Raw genomic sequence first — 18,523 nt, forward strand, 5'->3', positions numbered from 1 at the left:
CTTTGCTTACTTTCTTTGCAGCAGCAAAGAAAGTGAGTGCCGCCCCGCACAGGGGCAGTGCTAATAGACCGACGCGAAATCAGGACTTAACGAAAGCCGAAGAAAAAATACAGGAACCCTAAAGGACATCGAAAATGAACTACGAAGTGATAGTGACCTGCGCAGTAACCGGCGCTGGCGACACGACCGGCAAGCACCCTTCCATCCCAGTCACGCCGAAGCAAATAGCCGAAGCAGCGATAGAAGCGGCCCGCGCGGGCGCCACCGTCGCCCACTGCCACGTTCGCGACCCGAAGACAGGAAGAGGCAGCCGCGACCCCGCGCTATACCGCGAAGTGGTAGACCGCATCCGCTCATCGGACACGGACGTGATCATCAACCTCACCGCAGGCATGGGCGGCGACCTGGAAATCGGCGCCGGCGAAGACCCGATGCGCTTCGGCAAAGGCACCGACCTCGTCGGCGGCCTCACGCGCCTCGCGCACGTCGAAGAACTGCTGCCCGAAATCTGCACGCTCGACTGCGGCACGCTCAATTTCGGCGACGGCGACTACATCTACGTATCGACGCCCGCGCAACTGCGCGCCGGCGCCAAACGCATCCAGGAACTCGGCGTGAAGCCCGAACTGGAAATTTTCGACACGGGCCATCTGTGGTTCGCCAATCAACTTCTGAAAGAAGGCCTGCTCGACAACCCGCCGCTCTTTCAACTGTGCATGGGTATTCCGTGGGGCGCACCGCCCGACACCGGCACGATGAAAGCCATGGTCGATAACCTCCCGCCCGGCGCGCATTGGGCCGGCTTCGGCATCGGCCGCATGCAGATGCCGATGGTCGCGCAAGCGATGCTCCTCGGCGGACACGTGCGCGTCGGTCTCGAAGACAACCTGTGGCTCGATCGCGGCGTGCACGCGACCAACGGCGCGCTCGTCCAGCGCGCGGTGGAAATCATCGAGCGGCTCGGCGCACGCGCGCTCACGCCCGCGGAAGGCCGCAAGAAGCTCGGCCTCCCGGCGCGCGGCGAACGCCTGCTGGAAAAACGCATCGCGGAACAATTCGCCTGAACCGACAAGGACACGAAGACATGCAAGTCAAGCAATTCGCCGCGCTCGGCGCGGGTGTGATCGGCAGCGGCTGGGTGGCGCGCGCCCTCGGAGCAGGACTCGACGTCACCGCGTGGGATCCCGCGCCCGGCGCCGAAGCGCAACTGCGCGCGAACGTCGCGAACGCGTGGCCGGCGCTCGAGCGCGTCGGACTGGCGCCGGGCGCGTCGCAACAACGATTGCGCTTCGTCGATACCGTCGAGGAATGCGTCGCCCATGCCGACTTCATCCAGGAAAGCGCGCCCGAACGCGAGGAACTCAAGCTCGCGCTGCACGAACGCGCGAGCCGCGCGGCGAAGCCCGATGCGATCATCGCGTCGTCGACGTCCGGCCTTCTGCCGACCGACTTCTACGCGCGCGCCGTGAATCCGCAGCGCTGCGTCGTCGGGCATCCGTTCAATCCGGTGTATCTGCTGCCGCTCGTCGAAGTGCTCGGCGGCGAAGCGACATCCGGCGAAGCGATCGATGCCGCGATGCGCTTCTACGCGTCCATCGGCATGCGGCCCTTGCGCGTGAGGAAGGAAGTGCCCGGCTTCATCGCGGACCGGCTGCTCGAAGCGCTCTGGCGCGAGGCGCTGCATCTCGTCAACGACGGCGTCGCGACAACCGGCGAAATCGACGACGCCATCCGCTACGGCGCGGGCATCCGCTGGTCGTTCATGGGCACGTTCCTGACCTACACGCTGGCGGGCGGCGAAGCGGGCATGCGACACTTCATGCAGCAGTTCGGCCCCGCGCTCGAATTGCCGTGGACGAAACTCGTCGCGCCGAAACTGACCGACGAACTCATCGACCGCGTCGTCGACGGTACGTCGAATCAGACGAACGGACGCGGCATCAAGGAACTGGAGCGTTATCGCGACGACTGCATCGCGAGCGTGATCGAGGCGATCGCGCAGGCGAAAGCGCGTCACGGGATCGAAGACTAACGGAACCGCAAGGCACCACGATGACCTATCGCGACACCGTCAAACCCGAATGGGTCGACTACAACGGCCATCTGCGCGACGCGTTCTACATGCTGATCTACAGCCTCGCGACCGATGCCTTCATGGACCGCATCGGTCTCGACGACGCGGGCCGCCGCGCACGCCAGCGCACGCTCTACACGCTCGAAGCGCATGTCACGTATCTGCGCGAGATCAAGGAGGGCGCGCCGGTGCGCGTCGAGTGGCGCGTGATCGCGCATGACAAAAAGCGCGTGCATCTCTATATGGAGATGTTCGAAGGCGACGCGACGGAAGCCGTTTGCGCGTGCGAGCAGATGCTGATGCACATCGATTCGAGCGGCGCGCCGAAATCCGCATCGTTCGATGATGACATCGCCGCGCGCATCGCCGCCGAACCTGCGGTCGCGCCGAAGGACGCGCGTTACGCGGGCCGCGTGATCGGCTTGCCGGCGCGCGCTTCGTCAGCGGCCGCGCCGGCCTGAGCGCGCCACGTCCGCAGCAAGAGCGCGTTCGTGACGACGCTCACGCTCGAAAACGCCATCGCCGCGCCCGCGAACATCGGATCGAGCAGGCCGAACGCCGCGAGCGGAATGCCGATCAGGTTGTAGACGAACGCCCAGAACAGATTCTGCTGAATCTTGCGATACGTGCGCCGCGAAATATCGATCGCGTCCGCGACGAGCGCCGGATCGCCGCGCATCAGCGTGATGCCGGCCGCCTCGATCGCGACGTCGGTGCCGCTCGCCATCGCGATGCCGATATCGGCGGCGGCGAGCGCGGGCGCATCGTTGATGCCGTCGCCGGCCATCGCCACGATGCCTTCGTTCGACGCCTTGAGTTGCGCGACGACGCGCGCCTTGTCGTCGGGCAAGGTCTGCGCGAACACGCGTTCCGGCGCGATACCCAACGCGCGCGCGACGGCTTGCGCGCTGCCTTCGTTGTCGCCGGTGACGAGCGCGCTCTTCACGCCCATGCGCGCAAGACGTTCGATTGCATCGCGCGCGGTCGGCTTGACGGTATCGCCGAACGCGAGCAGCGCGAGGACTTCTCCGTCGAGATCGATCAGCCACGAGATCGTGTTCCCTTGCGCTTCGAGTTCGCGAGCGCGAGCGGCGAGCGTCGGCGGCACGTCAAAACCCAGTTCCGCGACCCAGCGCGCACTGCCGATCGCGATGCGCCGCGCGCCGACGTTCGCCTCCACGCCCCGTCCGGCGACCGCGCGCGCCGCGCTCGCCTCGAAGCGCGGTGCGTGGCTCGCGGCGGCGGCGACGGCCTTCGCCAGCGGATGCTCGCTCATGCGCTGCACGGCGGCGGCGAGTCCGAGCGCTGCGCTCCGATCCTGCCCCGGCGCGGCATCGAACGCGACGAGGCCCGGCTTGCCGACCGTCAGCGTGCCGGTCTTGTCGAATGCGACGATCTTGATCGCGTGCGCCTGTTCGAGCGCCTGCGCGTCCTTGATGAGAATGCCCTGACGCGCCGCGACGCCGGTCCCGGCCATGATCGCGGTCGGCGTCGCGAGGCCGAGCGCGCACGGGCACGCGATCACGAGCACCGCGACCGCGTTCAGCAGCGCCGTTTCTGCATCGGCGCCGTGCAGCAGCCAGCCGATGAGCGTGACGAGCGCGATCGCGAGAATTGCCGGCACGAACACCGCCGATACGCGATCGACGAGCCGCTGGATCGGCGCCTTCTCCGCCTGCGCCGATTCGACCATCCGGATGATGCGCGCGAGCGTCGTTTCCGCGCCGATCGCCGTGGTTTCGATCGCGATCGCGCCTTCGCCGTTGATCGAGCCGCCGGTCGTGCGCGCGCCGGGTTCCTTCGCGACCGGCAGGCTTTCGCCGGTAATCAGCGATTCGTCGATGTGCGTGCGGCCCTCGCGCACGATGCCGTCCACCGGCACGCGCTCGCCCGGCCGCACGATGGCGATATCGCCGATACGCACGTGAGCGAGCGGCACTTCGCGTTCGCGCGCCGGATCGTCGCGGTCGCGCACGCGGGCCTTGTCGGGCCGCAGCGCGTTGAGCGCGCGGATCGCGTCGGCGGTCTGGCGCTTGGCGCGCGCTTCCAGCCATTTGCCGAAGCGCACCAGCGTGATGACGACCGCCGACGCCTCGAAGAACAGATGCTCCGTCATGCCGCCGTGCGCGAACATCTGCCAGACGGACAAGCCCCACGCCGCCGACGTGCCGAGCGCGACGAGCAGATCCATGTTGCCCGCGAACGCCCGCACCGCGCGATAGCCGCCCGCATAGAAACGCGCGCCGAAGCCGAACTGCACGACGCTCGCGAGCGCGAGTTGCAGCCACGGGTCGAGCGTGAGGCCGAACATCGGCGCGAGCAGCGGCACGGTGAGCACGGCGGACGCGAGCACAGCCGCGAGCTCGCGATCGAATCCGGAGGAAACGGCGAGCTCCGGCGCGGCGTCGGGCAGGATCGGCGCGGCCTCGTAGCCGGCTTTGGCGACGGCGGCGACGAGCTGATCGTCGGTGACGGCGGCGCTCGCGTGCACGGTCGCCTTCTCGGTCGCGAGATTGACCGCGACGCTTTCGACGCCCGGCACGCGTTTAAGCACTTTCTCGACGCGCGCGACGCACGACGCGCACGTCATCCCGCTGACGGACAACTCAGCGGTCCGCGGATGGTCGGATGCTGCTGTGGACATATCGAAACGCTCCGTTCTGGCCGGGATCGCGAAGATCCCACATAAGGAACAGTATCGACCTTCCAATGACTGGAAGGTCAAGGCCTGAATGAAGCGCGTCGTGCAATGTCGAGTCCCGCCGCGCGGGAGCGAAAAATGCTGCGAGAAGACCGTATTCGAAGGACGAAAAGCGCGCCATTCAGTGCTTTTGACCGGCATCTGGTGCATTCTTCGGCATGCCGCAGCGCTTTTGCTGACTTAATCTTGCCTATCGTCAGCGGATAAGTTAAAACCCGAATTTCGAGATAACGCTCGTGGCGCGCCGCGCGGGGAGTGGCAGCGGCGCCGATACGCTTCCGAGCGTGCCGCGCATCGCTCCTACGAAGATGCGTGCGAGAACCCAAATCGAAAGAAGAACTGGATTTCCATTCGAATGAAGAACAAGCGACGCTGGACGTTTCCGCTCAACACCGCAATCTGGATGAGCGTGAGTCTCGCCGGCATGGCGGTCCTTTCGGGCTGTGCGACCAAGCAGCCCGAAGCCAAGGCGACCAGCACGGGCTGGGTGAAGAATCAGGTCGCCGATGCCTATACCTTCGGCTTTCCGCTCGTCGCGTCGGATATCGCGCGCGAACGCGCCAGCGGCCGCGCCGGGCAGCCCGGCCAGACGCCGCTCAACACCTTCCGTCACGCGAGCGCGCTGCCGCCCGCCGGCGCGCCGGGCTGGGCGAGCGTCGACACGCTCGAATCGTCGGCATGGCTCGATGTGTCCGCCGATCCGGTGATCGTCACGCTGCCCGCCGCGCCGCGCGGCCGCTATCTCGACGCCCGCGCGTTCGATGCGTGGACCAACGCACTCTATTCCAGCGCCGACACGACGCCCTATCCGAAGATGCAGCTCATCGCGTTCGTGCCCGCTGGCTGGACCGGCACGCTGCCCGCGAACGCGACGCGCGTCGAAACGCGCACACGTTACGTGTGGCTTTCGGTGCGCGTGCGCGTGAACGGCGCGCGCGACGTGCGCGAAGCGCGCAAGCTGCAGACCGCGATGCGAATCGACACGCTGACGCCCGCGAAAGGCTCCGCCGCCGATCCGACGCCGGTCGTCTCCGGCGCGTGGCCCGCGAACGGCGCGAAGCAACCCGCAGTGCCGCCGCTGCCATCCGCGCTGGCGACGATCGCGCCGGGCGCGCAGGCCGAAGCGCTCGATGCGAACGCGTTCTTCGCGCGCCTCGCCCGCTCGCTCGACGACAATCCCGCCGCCACCGACGACAGTCACGCGATCAGCCAGCTCGCCGATCTCGGCGTGAAGCCGGGCGAGCCGGTGCAGTTCAAGAAGACCGACGCACCGCTGCTCGATTCCGGTCTCGCCGATGCACGCGAGCGGCTCGAGACGACGCCGCCCAACGCGATCACGAAGAACGGTTGGACCTGGTTCGGCGATGGCGTCGGCGTCTACGGTACGGATTACACGTTGCGCGCCTATCTTGCGCGCCGGCAGACCGCGACGAGCACGAAGGAAGGCGAAGTGAAGCCGGTGACGCACGTGGACAGCGAAGGCCACGCACTCGACGGCGCGAACGCGTACACGCTGCACTTCGAGCCCGAGCAACTGCCGCCGGTGCGCGGCTTCTGGACCCTGACCGCCTACACGAAGGACGGGGCGCTCTCGGATGCGAAACTGCCGCGGCTCTCGCTTTCCGATCGCGACCGGCTGAAGAAGAATCGCGATGGCTCCATCGACGTGATCGTGTCGGCGAAGTCGCCGGGCCGCGCGCAGACAGCGAATTGGCTGCCCGCGCCCGAAGGCCAGTTCCAGCTCACGATGCGTCTTTATGCGCCCAAGCCGCAGGCGAGCGACGGCTCGTGGGCGCCGCCGTCAGTCGAACGGCAGTGATTCCGCTGCGCGCAAACAGTTGAATCGAACATGAAGGCCGCGATTTTTTCGCGGCCTTCATGCGTTTGACGCACGCTTTGGCGAACGTTTGCGGGTCGCATCGTCGTATACTCGAACATCATCTTTCCGGGGACGGCGGCTCGTCGTCGCGCATCGAATGTCGAGCATCACGAAGTCTTCTCTCGCCTCCGCCGGGCAGACGCTGCGCGGCGTCGTTCACGCGCGGCGCACGCGGCGCTTTTTCATCGGCTTGCTGATCGCGATACTCGTTATCGGCGTGCTCGGGTTCTTCGTCGCGCCGCCGGTTATCCGACATATCGCCGAGCAACAGCTCGCAAAGCAGCTCGACCGGCCCGTCAGCATCAGGCGTATTTGGCTCAATCCGTACACGCTCGATTTGGAAGCCGATGACGTCCATATCGGCGAATCGCCCGCGAATCTCGCGAAGGCGCCGGGCGCGGCGGCCGGTTTCGTCGATGTGTCGAGGCTCGTCGTGCGTACGTCGTGGGCGTCGGTGTTCAAACTCGCGCCGGTCGTCAACGAACTGAAGATCGATTCGCCGCGTATCAGCGTCGTGCGTTTCGACGGCGAGCATTTCAATTTCTCCGATCTGATCGCGAAGTTCGCGAAGCCATCGTCGCCGCCTTCGGACAAGCCTGCGCGCTTCTCGGTATCGAACATTCAGCTCGAAAACGGCCAGATCACGTTCGATGACAGGCTTCTGAGAACGAAGCACGTCGTCGACCGTTTCGCGCTCGGCATTCCGTTCATCGCGACGCTGCCGTCCGCCACCGATATCTTCGTGACGCCGCTGTTGCAGGCCCGCATCGACGGCTCGCCGCTCGTCGTGAAGGGCCGCACGAAGCCGTTTGCGCAGTCGCGCGAATCGGAAATCGCGCTCACGCTCGACGGCCTCGACGTGCCGCAGATGGCGTCTTACGCGCCGGCGTCGGTGCCGGTCGCGGTGAAGAGCGGCAAGCTCTCGACCGATCTCAACGTGCGCTTCGCGATCTCGGGCGATACCCCGACGATCCGCATCGACGGCACCGCCGAGCTCGCCGATCTCGCGGTGACGGACAAGGCGAGCGCGCCGCTCATCGCGGCCCGCGCGCTGCACGTGAAGATCGCGAATGCCGAGCCGCTGCGCGATGTCTATCACCTCGACGAAGTGACGCTGTCGAATCCGGATGTCCATCTCGCGCGCGATTCGACGGGTCAACTGAACGTGCAGAAGCTGGCCGGTCCCGCGCCGAAGCCTTCAGCGGAGGAAGTCAAGAAGGAAGCGCCGCCGCTCGATCTGGCGATTCGCCACCTCGCGATTGAAGACGGCCGGATCGCGCTCGACGACCAGTTGCTCAAACAGCGTGTTGAGGCCGCGTTGACCGGCTTCGCCGTGACGCTCGACGATTTCTCGACGCTTGCCAAAACGCCCGCGAAATACACGCTCAAGACGGCATTCGACAAGGGCGGCGCGCTCGATGCATCGGGCAACGTGACGCTCGCCACGAAAACGGCGGACGCAAAGCTCGCGCTGAGCGCGTTGGCGCTGCCGCCGTTGCAGCCGTATCTCGCGAACATGGTGGCCGCGCGCGTGACGAGCGGCACGCTCGGCGCGAATCTGCCGGTGTCGGTCGACTGGAGCAAGGCGGATGGCGGCGTGCAAATCGGCGCGGGCGATGTGAAGCTCGATGCGCTCACGCTCGCGCCCAACGCGGGCGGCGGCGTGCCGATCAAGCTGGCGTCGGCGACGGCGAAGATCGCCAAGGTCGATGTGTCCGCGCGCAACGCGACGCTCGACAGCGTGCAATTGAACGGCCTCGCGCTCGATGCGACGCGCCGCAAGGACGGCAGCATCGATCTGGCCGCGCTCGCCGCGCCGCACGAAGCCGCGCCCGAGCAGTCGGCGACGCGCAGGATCCAGAAGGCGCAGGCGGCGGGGCCGGCGTGGCGGTATCGGATCGGCGAGATCGCGCTCGCCGATGCATCGGCGAATATCACCGATGAAACCACGACGAAGCCGGTCAAGCTGCGCGTCGCGCCGCTCGCGCTCAACGTCAGGCAGTTCGGCGACGATTTGACGAAACCGCTCGCCGTCGACGGTAAGCTGACGCTGAACGGCAAGGGGGCGCTCGCGATTGGCGGCAACGTCACGGTGTCGCCGCTCAAGCTCGCGTTGCACGTCAAGGGCGATCAGGTCGACGCCTCCGCGTTCGAGCCGTATTTCGGCGACATGCTCAACATCGACGTGACGAGCGCGTATCTGAACGCGAACGGCGACGTCGCGATGTCGGGCAGCGGCAAGACGCTCGCGGCGTCCTATAAGGGCGACGTGTCGCTGACGGACGTACGCATGCTCGACAAGGCGACCTCCGACCGCTTCGCCGGCTGGAAGCTGCTCTCGCTCTCGAACGTGAAGGCGGACTACAGCGAGCGCGGCACCGATGTCGAAGCGGCGCGCGTGACCTTCGCCAAGTTCTACGGTCGGGTGCTGCTCGACGCGCAGGGCAGGTTGAACCTCAAGAGCGTCGTGGCCGGCGACAACGGCCCGCAATCGGTGACGCGCGACCGTGCGAAGGAAGAGGGCGCGTCCGCGCCGGCCGCTGCGAGCGCGACGGTGCCGGTGAAGACGGCGGCGAAGCCGTCGGGGCCGCCGGTCAACATGCGCTTCGGCCAGCTCGTGCTGCAGGACGGCCGCGTCACTTACACCGATAACTTCATCAAGCCGAACTACACCGCGAATCTCGTTGCGATCAACGGGACGATCGGCGCGTTCGGCACGCATTCGACCACGTCCGCGCCCGTCGACGTGTCGGCGAAACTCGCGGCGAACGGGCCGGTCTCGATCAAGGGGCAGGTGAATCCGCTCATCGAGAAACCCGCGCTCGATCTGACCGCGAGCGCGCATGGCGTCGAGCTGACGAATCTGACGCCGTATTCGTCGAAGTACGCGGGTTATCCGATCACGAAGGGCAAGCTCAACGTCGATCTGCATTACATGCTCGCCGACAACAAGCTCACGGCGAACAATCACTTGTTCATCGATCAGTTGACGTTCGGCGATCACGTCGACAATCCGACGGCGACGAAGCTGCCGGTGCGGCTCGCGGTGTCGCTGCTGAAGAATTCGCGCGGCGAGATCGATGTCAATATTCCGATTTCCGGCTCGCTGGACAATCCCGAGTTTTCGATCGGTGGGCTCGTGTGGCAGGCTATCGTGAATCTGGTGCAGAAGGCGGTGACCGCGCCGTTCACGCTGCTCGCGCATGCGTTCGGCGGCGGCGGCGGCGAGGATCTCAACTACATCGAATTCGATGCGGGCTCGGCCACGCTGAACGATGCCGCGCAGAAGAAGCTCGATACGATCGCGAAGGCGCTGGCGGACAAGCCGTCGGTGCGCTTGGACGTGACGGGCCGCGTCGATCCGAAGACGGACGAGCCGGCGTTGCGTTCCGCGTGGCTCGATCAACAGGTGAAGCGCGCGAAGGTGCGCGACATGTCGAGCAATGGCGAGAACGTCGACTGGAACGCGATCAAGGTGACGGACGCGGACTACGACAAGTATCTGACGAAGGCGTACAAGTCGGCCGATTTCAAGAAGCCGACGAACTTCATCGGCATGACGAAGTCGGTGCCCGATGAGGACATGAAAGCCGCGCTCACGAAGAACGCACCGGTCGACGAAGGATCGTTGCGCGATCTGGCGCAGCGTCGCGCGCAGGCGGTGCAGGAATATTTCGACGGGAAAATCGACAGCAAACGGATTTTCGTCGTCGCGCCGAAGTTGAACGCGGACGACATCAAGGACAAGGGCGCGGGTTCGCGCGTCGAACTGGGGCTGAAGTGACGAGCGTTGGCCAAACGGACGATCTGGATGAACAAAGGAATGCAAACTAATATCGGCGACACCGGGAACGATGAAGAGAACGGGAGTCAGCCGATGGGAACGCCTTATGAGAAGGACGTGGTGGCGTGGGCCTGGGAACAGGCGGCGCTGCTGCGTGCGGGGAAATTTGCGTCCATCGATATCGAGCATATCGCTGAGGAAATCGAGGACGTGGCAAAAACTGAATCACGCGAGCTGCGAAGCAGATTGGCGGTACTGCTCGCGCATTTGCTCAAATGGCAATTTCAGCCGGAGCGCCGAAGCCGGAGTTGGACGAGTACCATTCGCACGCAGCGAAGGGAGGCGTTGTTCGTGTTGAATGAAGCACCGAGCTTGCGGCGACGCTTCGATGATGTTCAGTGGCTCGACTTGGTCTGGTCGAAAGCGCGGACTCAGGCCGAAGCGGAGACAGGTATCGACTTCGATACGTTCCCCGCAAGCTGTCCATGGCCGATGTCGTCAGTGCTGGAGGAGGGCTTTCTGCCCGAATAGCACCCGGGGCGCGAGCATCATTCAATGCGCCCCCGACGCCGCCCCGCCACCCCCGCCCTTCGCCACCTTCGTAATCCAGATCAGCGGAATGATCAGAATGAAGATCACCGCCGAGATCAGAAAGATATCGTTGAGTCCCATCATCGCGGCTTGCGAGTTGACGGTGAAATTGAACATGCCGCGCGCCTGCGCTTCACTCACGTCGAGCGTCGATTGCGATAGCCCGAGCGACTGCAAAAACGCCGGATTGTAGACATTCGCCTGCTCGGTGAGCCGCTCGTGATGCAGCGCGATGCGGTTGTCCCACGCGTTGCCCGCGAGCGACGTTCCTACCGCGCCGCAAAACACCCGCGCGAAATTCGACAGCCCCGCCGCCGCCGGAATCTTCGACGGCGGCAAGCCCGATAGCACGATCGCCGTGAGCGGCACGAAGAACATCGCCATCGGAATGCCTTGCAGCAGCGTCGGCAAGACGAGATGCCACGTATCGATCTCGATCACGTACTTCGAGCGCAGCCAGAACACGAACGCGAAGCCGACGAACGCCGCCGTCGCGATGATGCGCGCGTCGCTGCGCGGCAGCACCTTGCCCATGATCGGCGCGAGGATCACGGCGAAAATGCCGAGCGGCGCGGTGACGAGCCCGGCGTCGATCGACCGGTAATTCAGATACTGCTGCATCCATTGCGGCAGCAACACGAGATTGCCGAAGAACACGCCGTACGCGACCGAAATCGCCACCGTGCCGCCGAAGAAATTGCGCCCGGCAAAAAGCCGCAAATCGACGACGGGATTCTTGTCGGTCAGCTCCCACACGACGAAGAACGCGAACGCGATCACCGCGACGATCGCCAGCACGACGATCAGCGGCGACGAGAACCAGTCGAGATCGCGGCCCTTGTCGAGCATGATCTGCAGCGAAGCGACCCACGAGACGAGCAGCAGAAGACCGATCACGTCGATCGGCGCCTTGCGCGTCGGCGATTCGCGGTCGCGGTAGATGATCCACGTCACGCCCGCCGCGAAGATGCCCACCGGAATGTTGATATAGAAGATCCACGACCACGAATAGCTGTCCGTGATCCAGCCGCCGAGCGCGGGACCGGCGATCGGGCCGACGGTCGCGGTCATCGCCCACAGCGAGAGCGCCATCGACGCCTTCTCTTTCGGATACGAGCCGAGCAGGATCGCCTGCGACAGCGGAATCAGCGGCCCGGCGACCGCGCCCTGCAACACGCGCGCGAAGAGCAGCACCGGCAGATTCGGCGCGAGCCCGCACAGCCACGACGACAGCACGAACATCAGGATCGCGCCGACGAAAAGACGCACCTGCCCGAGCCGCTGCGTGAGCCAGCCGGTCAGCGGAATGGAGACGGCGTTCGACGCCGCGAACACGGTGATAACCCACGTGCCCTCGTTGACGGACACGCCGAGATTGCCGGAGATCGTCGGGATCGCGACATTGGCGATCGACGAATCCAGCACGTTCATGAACGTCGCGAGCGCCACCGCGAAGGTGGCGAGAACGAGCTTGCCGCCTTCGAGCGGCGGCGGCGCGGACGGTGAGGGTGACGGTGCGGCGGCGGGTTTGGGCGTCGTCGGCGTGCTCATGCGGCTTCCATGCTTGAGGCCGCCAGCTTGCAAGACGCGGCTGGCGGCCGGAAAAGATCAAGCCGCCAGTGTGCCTGCGCTCAAAAAAAGCTGCTTACTTCGCCGAAATATCGATATCGCCCAGATACTTCTTTGCGTACTTGTCGATGGTGCCGTCCGCCTTGACCTTCTCGATCGCCGCGTTGAGCTTGGTCTTGAGCGCATCGTCGCCCTTGCGGATGCCATAGGCGATGCCGCTGCCGAGAATTTTGTCGTCGCGCACGGGCGCACCGGCGAACGCGAAGCCTTCGCCGTCCGGCTTCGACAGGAAGCCGCTCTGTCCCGCGGGCGCGAGCACGAGCGTCGCGTCGAGACGGCCGGACTTCAGATCGGCGTAGACCTGGTTCTGATCCTGATACGGCACGACCTTCACGCCGTCGTTTTCCCAGTGCGCCTTCGCGAACGTCTCCTGAATCGAGCCTTGCAGCACGCCGACGCTCTTGCCCTTCAGCGATGCCGACGTCGGCTCGATGCCGCTGCCCTTCTTCGCGATGAGCTGCGTCGGCACGCGATACACGACCGTCGTGAAATCGATCGCCTGGCGGCGCTGCTCGGTCGCGTTCATCGCCGAGTTGATCGCGTCGAACTTGCGGCCCTGCAGCGCGGGGATCAGGCCGTCGAACGAGGTCTCGACCCATTTGCACTGCATTTTCGCGGCGGCGCACACGGCATTGCCGACGTCGATGTCGAGCCCTTGCAACTCGCCCGTCGACGATTTCGATTCGAACGGCGGATATTGCGCTTCGAGGCCGAAGCGCAGCGTATCGGCGGCAAGCGCGGCGCCGCTCGTGAACGTGCATGCGAGGAACAGCGCGCTGGCGATGTGGTTCAGTTTCATCGTGTTGGTCTCCAGGAAATCGTCAGATCGAGCAAAGGCGGCGCGCGCCTTCGATGAGCGTGTCGTCGTCCTTCGCGAACGAAAGACGGATCACGCGGTTGTCGGTGCCGTCGGTATAGAACGCCGACAGCGGAATCGTCGCGACGCGCGCCTCGCGAATCAGGCGCAGCACGAAATCGCTGTCGCCTTGATCGGAAATCGCGTCGTAACGCGCCAGCATGAAGAAACTGCCCGCACTCGGCAACAACTCGAAGCGCGATGCTTTCAGCGATTCCGCGAGCAGATCGCGCTTGTGCTGATAGAACGGCCCGAGATTCAGATAGCTCGATTCATCCGCGAGCGCTTCGGCGAAGGCCATTTGCATCGGCGTATCGGCGGAGAAGGTCATGAACTGGTGAATCTTGCGGATTTCCGCCGTCAGCGCGGCGGGCGCGAGACAGTAGCCGACCCGCCAGCCCGTTACGTGATACGACTTGCCGAACGACGACACGATGACGCTGCGCTCGGCCAGCGCCGGATAACGCGCCATGCCGTGATGCAGCGCGCCGTCGAATACGACGTGCTCGTAGACTTCGTCCGACAGCACGATGATCTTCGTGTCGCGCGTGAGCGCCGCGAGCCGCTCGACGTCGGCGGATGTGAACGCGCTGCCCGTCGGGTTGTGCGGCGTGTTGACGAGGATCATGCGCGTCTTCGGCGTGATCGCGGCGGCGACCTCGTCCCAGTCGATGCGGAAATCCTGCGGCGAGAGCTTGATCGCGACGGGCTTCGCGCCCTGCAACTGCACGATCGGCGCGTAACTGTCGAACGATGGTTCGAAGTAAATCACTTCGTCGCCGGGATGCACGAGCGCGCTGATCGTCGCGTACAGGCCTTCGCTCGCGCTCGCGACGACGGTGACTTCCGTGCCCGGATCGTAGGTTGCGCCGTAGAGCTTCTGCGTTTTCACGGCGATTGCTTCGCGAAGCGCGAGCACGCCGGACATCGGCGAGTACTGGTTATGTCCTGCCCGCATGGCTCGCTCGACGCCTTCGATGAGCTTCGAATCGCACGCGAAGTTCGGCGCGCCTTGCGACAGGTTGAGCGCGTGATGCTCGTCGGCCAACTGGCCGATGACGGTAAAAATGGTCGTGCCGACGTTCGGCAGCTTCGACTCGGGAATGCAGGCGCTTTGCACGGCGGATGTCTCCGGAATTGCGGTTCGACGAAAATCTGCCGTCGATTCAACCGCAGCAATAAAGCGCGGACAATCGAAACTTTGTCATACTAGCCATGCTTGCAGATCATGGCTACATGTCAAAAACCCGATGAAACCCCTGCCTTCCCTCGACGTGCTCAAAACCTTTCTGGTGGTGGCGCAGAAACTGAATTTCACGCGCGCGGCCGAGGTGCTGAACGTGACGCAGGGCGCGGTCAGCCGTCAGATCGCCGGGCTGGAGGCGCATCTCGGTTATGCGCTTTTCACGCGGCAGGCGCGCGGGCTCGCGCTCACGCATCACGGCGCGTTGCTGGTCGCGCCGTTGCAGCAGGCGTTCGGACAGATCGACGATGCCCTCGCGAAAGGCGGCGCGCAATCCGGCATTCTGCGCGTGAAGTGCCCGACCTGCGCGATGCGCTGGGTGCTGCCGCGCGTGATCCGCCTGCAGAACGAGCGGCCCGAACTGGTCGTGGAAGTGACGGCGTCGGTGGCGCATGGCGTCGAATTCAGCGCGGAGCAGTTCGACGCAGCGATCGTCTTCGGCGCGGCGCCGTCGGGGAAGGGCGCGAGCGTGCATCATCTTTTCGATGAAGTGCTGACGCCGGTTTGCGCGCCTGAATTGTGGAAGCCTAAGAAGAACGCCTCGCCAACACCCGACGATCTCGCCGGGAAAACGCTGCTGCATCCCACGCGCGACCGCCGCGACTGGCTACTGTGGCTCGGCGCTTACGGTTACGCCGGCCTGCCGTCGACGAAAGCGCAGCATTTCGACACGCTCGATCTGGCGATTTCGTCGGCGATGCAGGGTTTGGGCGTGACGATCGGCGACCTCTCGCTGATCGAAGAAGACCTGCGCGCCAGGCGCGTCATCGCGCCGTTTTCGCTGTGCGTGCCGAGCGGCGCGGCGTACTACCTCGTGTATCCGGAGCGGCCCGCGCCGTCGCCCGCGTTGCAGCAGTTCGCGCAATGGCTTGCCGATGAGGCGGCGCACACGCGTGAAAATCTTCGTCGCAATCTTTGATCCGCTGCGGGTTATGGGTTAAGCACATCCTGCAGAGCGTAGAACTATTCCTAAACGGCCGATGTTTGAGTTTCTTCGACTCATGGAAACTCCGTATTAAGAATAGGAATCTGCGAAAGAACTGCGAAGGATTCGACCCACTACAATCCGCACACAAAAGATGACAGGCTGCGACAGCCGCCGCCTGCGAACAGACGGAGATGCCTGGGTGCGACTCAGATCCTTCGCTTCATACGGCCCGAGCGCGAGTGCCTATGCCCGGGCGTGAAATCAACGGACACCGGCAATCCGGCGAAGCCACGTCTGCCGAAAATCTGAAACGTCCGCTGCGGCCGGCGTGCGCGCGGTTCGCGAGATGCGGACGGACGAGCCTGCGCATACGCCTGCTTCTTTGGCTGCTCGCGCCGCTCGCCCTTTTCGTGCTGATTACATCGATCGCTTCGTACGATTCCGCGTGCCGCACGGCGGACATGATGGAGGACGCGGCGCTCCTTGCCTCCGCACGGACCATCGGCGATGGCATCGAGTGGTCCGATCGCGAACTCACCGTCAAGATCGTGCCAGGGGCCCTCGAAATGTTCGAGTCGCCATATCGGGATCGCGTGTATTACAAGGTCGTCGCCGAACGCGGCCGATTGCTCGGCGGCAGGCCGGAGCTTCCGATGCCCGAGCGCGAAAGCTCACATGCCGTTTATTTCGACGCCGAGTTCGAGGGTACGAAGGTTCGCGCCATCTCTTATCCGCGTTTTCTGTTCGATGACGGCAAGGCGGTGGCGGCGCGGGTCATCGTCGCCAAGACGCGGGCTTCGCGGCATGCCATGCGCGATCAGCTATGGCGCCCGCAGTTGCTGCGCGCATGCGTGATGCTCGCGCTGGTCGCCGCGCTCGTTCCGCTCGGTCTCGCGGCCGCGCTCCGTCCGCTGATGCGCCTCAAGGACGACCTCGCCGGGCGCTCGCCGCTGGAAATCGATCCGATGCGCGCGCAAGCTTTGCCACGCGAACTCCGGCCGATCGTCGACGCCCTCAATCAATGCATCGCGCAAGTCAGGCATCACGCGCGGACACAGCGCGATTTCGTGTCCGATGCGGCGCATCAGCTCAGCACGCCGCTCACGCTTCTCGACACTCAGATCCAATACGCTTGCCTGAACTGCGGCGGCGAGCGCGCATGCGAGATCGCGCTCAAGAGCGCGGGCCGGAGCATGAAAAAGATGAAAGCCGTAACGAAGCAACTGCTGATGCTCGCGCAGGCAGAGTCCACGCCCGAACCCATACGAACGATGACGGACATGACGGATGTCGTCGAGTCCGTGCTCGAAGAACTGATCGTGCTGGCGCAGCGGCGTGATATCGACCTTGGCGCAGAAACCGAACCGGGCACGATGGTGGCGGGCAACGCGGCGCTGCTGTCCGCGCTCGTGTCGAACCTCGTCGACAACGCCATTCGCTACACGCAGCCGGGCGGGCGCGTCACCGTGATCGTCAGGCGTTCGCACGAGCAGGTTCTGTTGCAGGTGGTCGACAACGGTCCGGGGCTTTCCGCCGAGGCACGCGCGCATGTGTTCGAGCGCTTCTATCGCGCGTCTGCTTTTACCGATGGCACCGGGCTCGGGCTGCCGATCGTGCGGGAGATCGCGCTGCGCCACGGCGGCACCGTCACGCTCGGGGCGGGCTACGCGCGTGCAGGATTGTCCGTGTCGGTCAGGCTGCCCGCATGGTCCGGCGGGGACATCCGATGAAGCTGCTGCTCGTCGAAGACAACGCCGAGCTGGCGCACTGGATCGTGAGTCTGTTGAAGGCGGATTCTTTCATCGTCGATCATGTGCCGAACGCGGAATGCGCCACGTCGATCCTCAATCAATGCACCTACGATGTCGTATTGCTGGACATGCGCCTGCCCGCGATGAGCGGCAAGGAACTGCTCGGACGGCTGCGGCGCCGCGGCGACACCGTGCCCGTACTGATGCTGACCGCGCACGGATCGATCGAGGACAAGGTGGAATGCTTCGCAGCGGGCGCGGACGATTTCGTCGTCAAGCCTTTCGATGCGCGTGAACTGGTGGCCCGCATCAAGGCTCTGGTGCGTCGTCAGAGCGCGCAGAAAGCCGTCGCGCTGATGTGCGGCGATCTCCGGTATGCATTCGCCACGCGCGAGTTCAGCTATCGGGGCGCGCCCATTTCGCTGCGACGTCGCGAGCACGCGATTCTCGAGGCGCTGATCCTGCGGCAGGACAAGACCGTGTCGAAGTCGATGCTGATGGAATGCATCTTCAGTCTCGACGATGTCGCCAGCGCCGATGCCATCGACATCTATATTCATCGCTTGCGCAAGCGGCTGGCCGAAACGAACGCGCAGATCATGACGTTGCGCGGTCTCGGCTATATCCTGCGCGCACGCGAAGAATGATCGATGTGTGCGCTCGGTGACAATACTTAGATATGCGTAGCACGCGCGATAGCGCCGTGAAAGATTCGAGCGGCTAGGATGCGTTTCATGTTCCGCGACAAGCGCGAATGATGCGCTGACCGGAACAGTCGGACGTCATGTGCGCGTGAATCGCGTTTCACTTCTTGACATGGCGCGCCGGACCATTGCGACCACTATCGGGGGTGCATGAAGTTATGTCGATCAACATTCTGGTTGTTGCTTTCCTGCTCGCAGCGGCGGTCATGCTGTGCTGTTCGATCGTGGAGTACGTCGCGGTCTTGAGAATCATCCGGGACGACGCGCCCTTGCCGCAGACGCCGCGCGGACCGCTGGCGAAATCCGACCGGTTCTTCTGTCTCAGCGCGCTTCTGTGTTTCGTTTCGCTGGCTTGTCTTCTGCTTGTCGATTGAACGCCACGA

General features: G+C 64.6%; 14 protein-coding genes. 10 read left to right on the forward strand and 4 right to left on the reverse strand.

Annotated features, from left to right (window positions below; all coding sequences use genetic code 11):
- The first annotated feature begins 134 nt into the window (after positions 1-134).
- Genes cdhC through NCS02_RS14365 form a run of 3 tightly spaced genes read left to right on the forward strand, consistent with a single transcriptional unit; the run spans position 135 to position 2,535 of the window.
- The gene (gene cdhC, locus NCS02_RS14355) at positions 135-1,064 is read left to right on the forward strand and encodes a 3-dehydrocarnitine:acetyl-CoA trimethylamine transferase CdhC (protein WP_008354133.1); all 930 of its coding nucleotides are present in this window, start codon (positions 135-137) and stop codon (positions 1,062-1,064) included.
- Between the two features lie 20 nt (positions 1,065-1,084).
- Positions 1,085-2,032 carry an L-carnitine dehydrogenase gene (locus NCS02_RS14360; protein WP_250502689.1) on the forward strand — a complete coding sequence of 316 codons (948 nt, stop codon included), beginning with the start codon at positions 1,085-1,087 and terminating at the stop codon, positions 2,030-2,032.
- A 20-nt stretch (positions 2,033-2,052) separates the two neighbouring features.
- Positions 2,053-2,535, forward strand: a complete 483-nt coding sequence (locus NCS02_RS14365) for a thioesterase family protein (protein WP_175982930.1) — start codon at positions 2,053-2,055, stop codon at positions 2,533-2,535.
- Here the strand turns inward: NCS02_RS14365 and NCS02_RS14370 are convergent.
- Positions 2,475-4,718 (reverse strand): heavy metal translocating P-type ATPase, encoded by a 2,244-nt coding sequence (locus NCS02_RS14370; protein WP_250502691.1) that lies wholly within the window; start codon positions 4,716-4,718, stop codon positions 2,475-2,477. The genes NCS02_RS14365 and NCS02_RS14370 overlap by 61 nt on opposite strands.
- Before the next feature lie 412 nt (positions 4,719-5,130).
- On the opposite strand from NCS02_RS14370, the gene NCS02_RS14375 reads away from it, so the two are divergent.
- The 3 genes from NCS02_RS14375 (at position 5,131) to NCS02_RS14385 (ending at position 10,969) form a co-directional block, all read left to right on the forward strand.
- Complete coding sequence (locus tag NCS02_RS14375; RefSeq protein ID WP_250436328.1) at positions 5,131-6,594, forward strand: DUF1254 domain-containing protein; 1,464 nt, start codon at positions 5,131-5,133, stop codon at positions 6,592-6,594.
- 157 nt (positions 6,595-6,751) lie between these two features.
- Positions 6,752-10,438 carry a DUF748 domain-containing protein gene (locus NCS02_RS14380; RefSeq protein WP_250502692.1) on the forward strand — a complete coding sequence of 1,229 codons (3,687 nt, stop codon included), beginning with the start codon at positions 6,752-6,754 and terminating at the stop codon, positions 10,436-10,438.
- A gap of 27 nt (positions 10,439-10,465) precedes the next feature.
- Positions 10,466-10,969: a DUF29 domain-containing protein gene (locus NCS02_RS14385; protein WP_250459182.1), complete on the forward strand. Its 504-nt coding sequence runs from the start codon at positions 10,466-10,468 to the stop codon at positions 10,967-10,969.
- A gap of 21 nt (positions 10,970-10,990) precedes the next feature.
- Here the strand turns inward: NCS02_RS14385 and NCS02_RS14390 are convergent, their stop codons facing one another.
- From NCS02_RS14390 to NCS02_RS14400, 3 genes are all read right to left on the reverse strand, one after another.
- Positions 10,991-12,580 (reverse strand): DHA2 family efflux MFS transporter permease subunit, encoded by a 1,590-nt coding sequence (locus NCS02_RS14390; RefSeq protein ID WP_008354125.1) that lies wholly within the window; start codon positions 12,578-12,580, stop codon positions 10,991-10,993.
- Positions 12,581-12,674: 94 nt separating this feature from the next.
- Positions 12,675-13,457, reverse strand: coding sequence for an ABC transporter substrate-binding protein (locus tag NCS02_RS14395; RefSeq protein WP_008354124.1), 783 nt, complete (start codon positions 13,455-13,457; stop codon positions 12,675-12,677).
- A gap of 22 nt (positions 13,458-13,479) precedes the next feature.
- Positions 13,480-14,634, reverse strand: a complete 1,155-nt coding sequence (locus NCS02_RS14400; protein WP_008354122.1) for a methionine aminotransferase — start codon at positions 14,632-14,634, stop codon at positions 13,480-13,482.
- A gap of 130 nt (positions 14,635-14,764) precedes the next feature.
- Here NCS02_RS14400 and NCS02_RS14405 point away from each other — a divergent pair, with 130 nt between their 5' ends.
- The 4 genes from NCS02_RS14405 to NCS02_RS14420 all read left to right on the forward strand — a co-directional run bounded on the left by NCS02_RS14405 (position 14,765) and on the right by NCS02_RS14420 (position 18,514).
- Positions 14,765-15,676 (forward strand): LysR substrate-binding domain-containing protein, encoded by a 912-nt coding sequence (locus tag NCS02_RS14405; RefSeq protein ID WP_034473137.1) that lies wholly within the window; start codon positions 14,765-14,767, stop codon positions 15,674-15,676.
- Between the two features lie 254 nt (positions 15,677-15,930).
- Positions 15,931-17,415 (forward strand): sensor histidine kinase, encoded by a 1,485-nt coding sequence (locus NCS02_RS14410; protein ID WP_250523215.1) that lies wholly within the window; start codon positions 15,931-15,933, stop codon positions 17,413-17,415.
- On the forward strand, positions 17,412-18,083 hold the full coding sequence (locus NCS02_RS14415) for a response regulator (RefSeq protein WP_008354119.1): 672 nt from the start codon (positions 17,412-17,414) through the stop codon (positions 18,081-18,083). Before NCS02_RS14410 ends, NCS02_RS14415 begins: the two co-directional genes overlap by 4 nt.
- Positions 18,084-18,298: 215 nt before the next feature.
- Positions 18,299-18,514 carry a hypothetical protein gene (locus NCS02_RS14420; protein WP_008354118.1) on the forward strand — a complete coding sequence of 72 codons (216 nt, stop codon included), beginning with the start codon at positions 18,299-18,301 and terminating at the stop codon, positions 18,512-18,514.
- Positions 18,515-18,523: the final 9 nt, after the last annotated feature.

The organism is Caballeronia sp. NCF2 (assembly GCF_023631205.1).
Taxonomy (GTDB): Bacteria; Pseudomonadota; Gammaproteobacteria; order Burkholderiales; family Burkholderiaceae; genus Caballeronia; species Caballeronia zhejiangensis.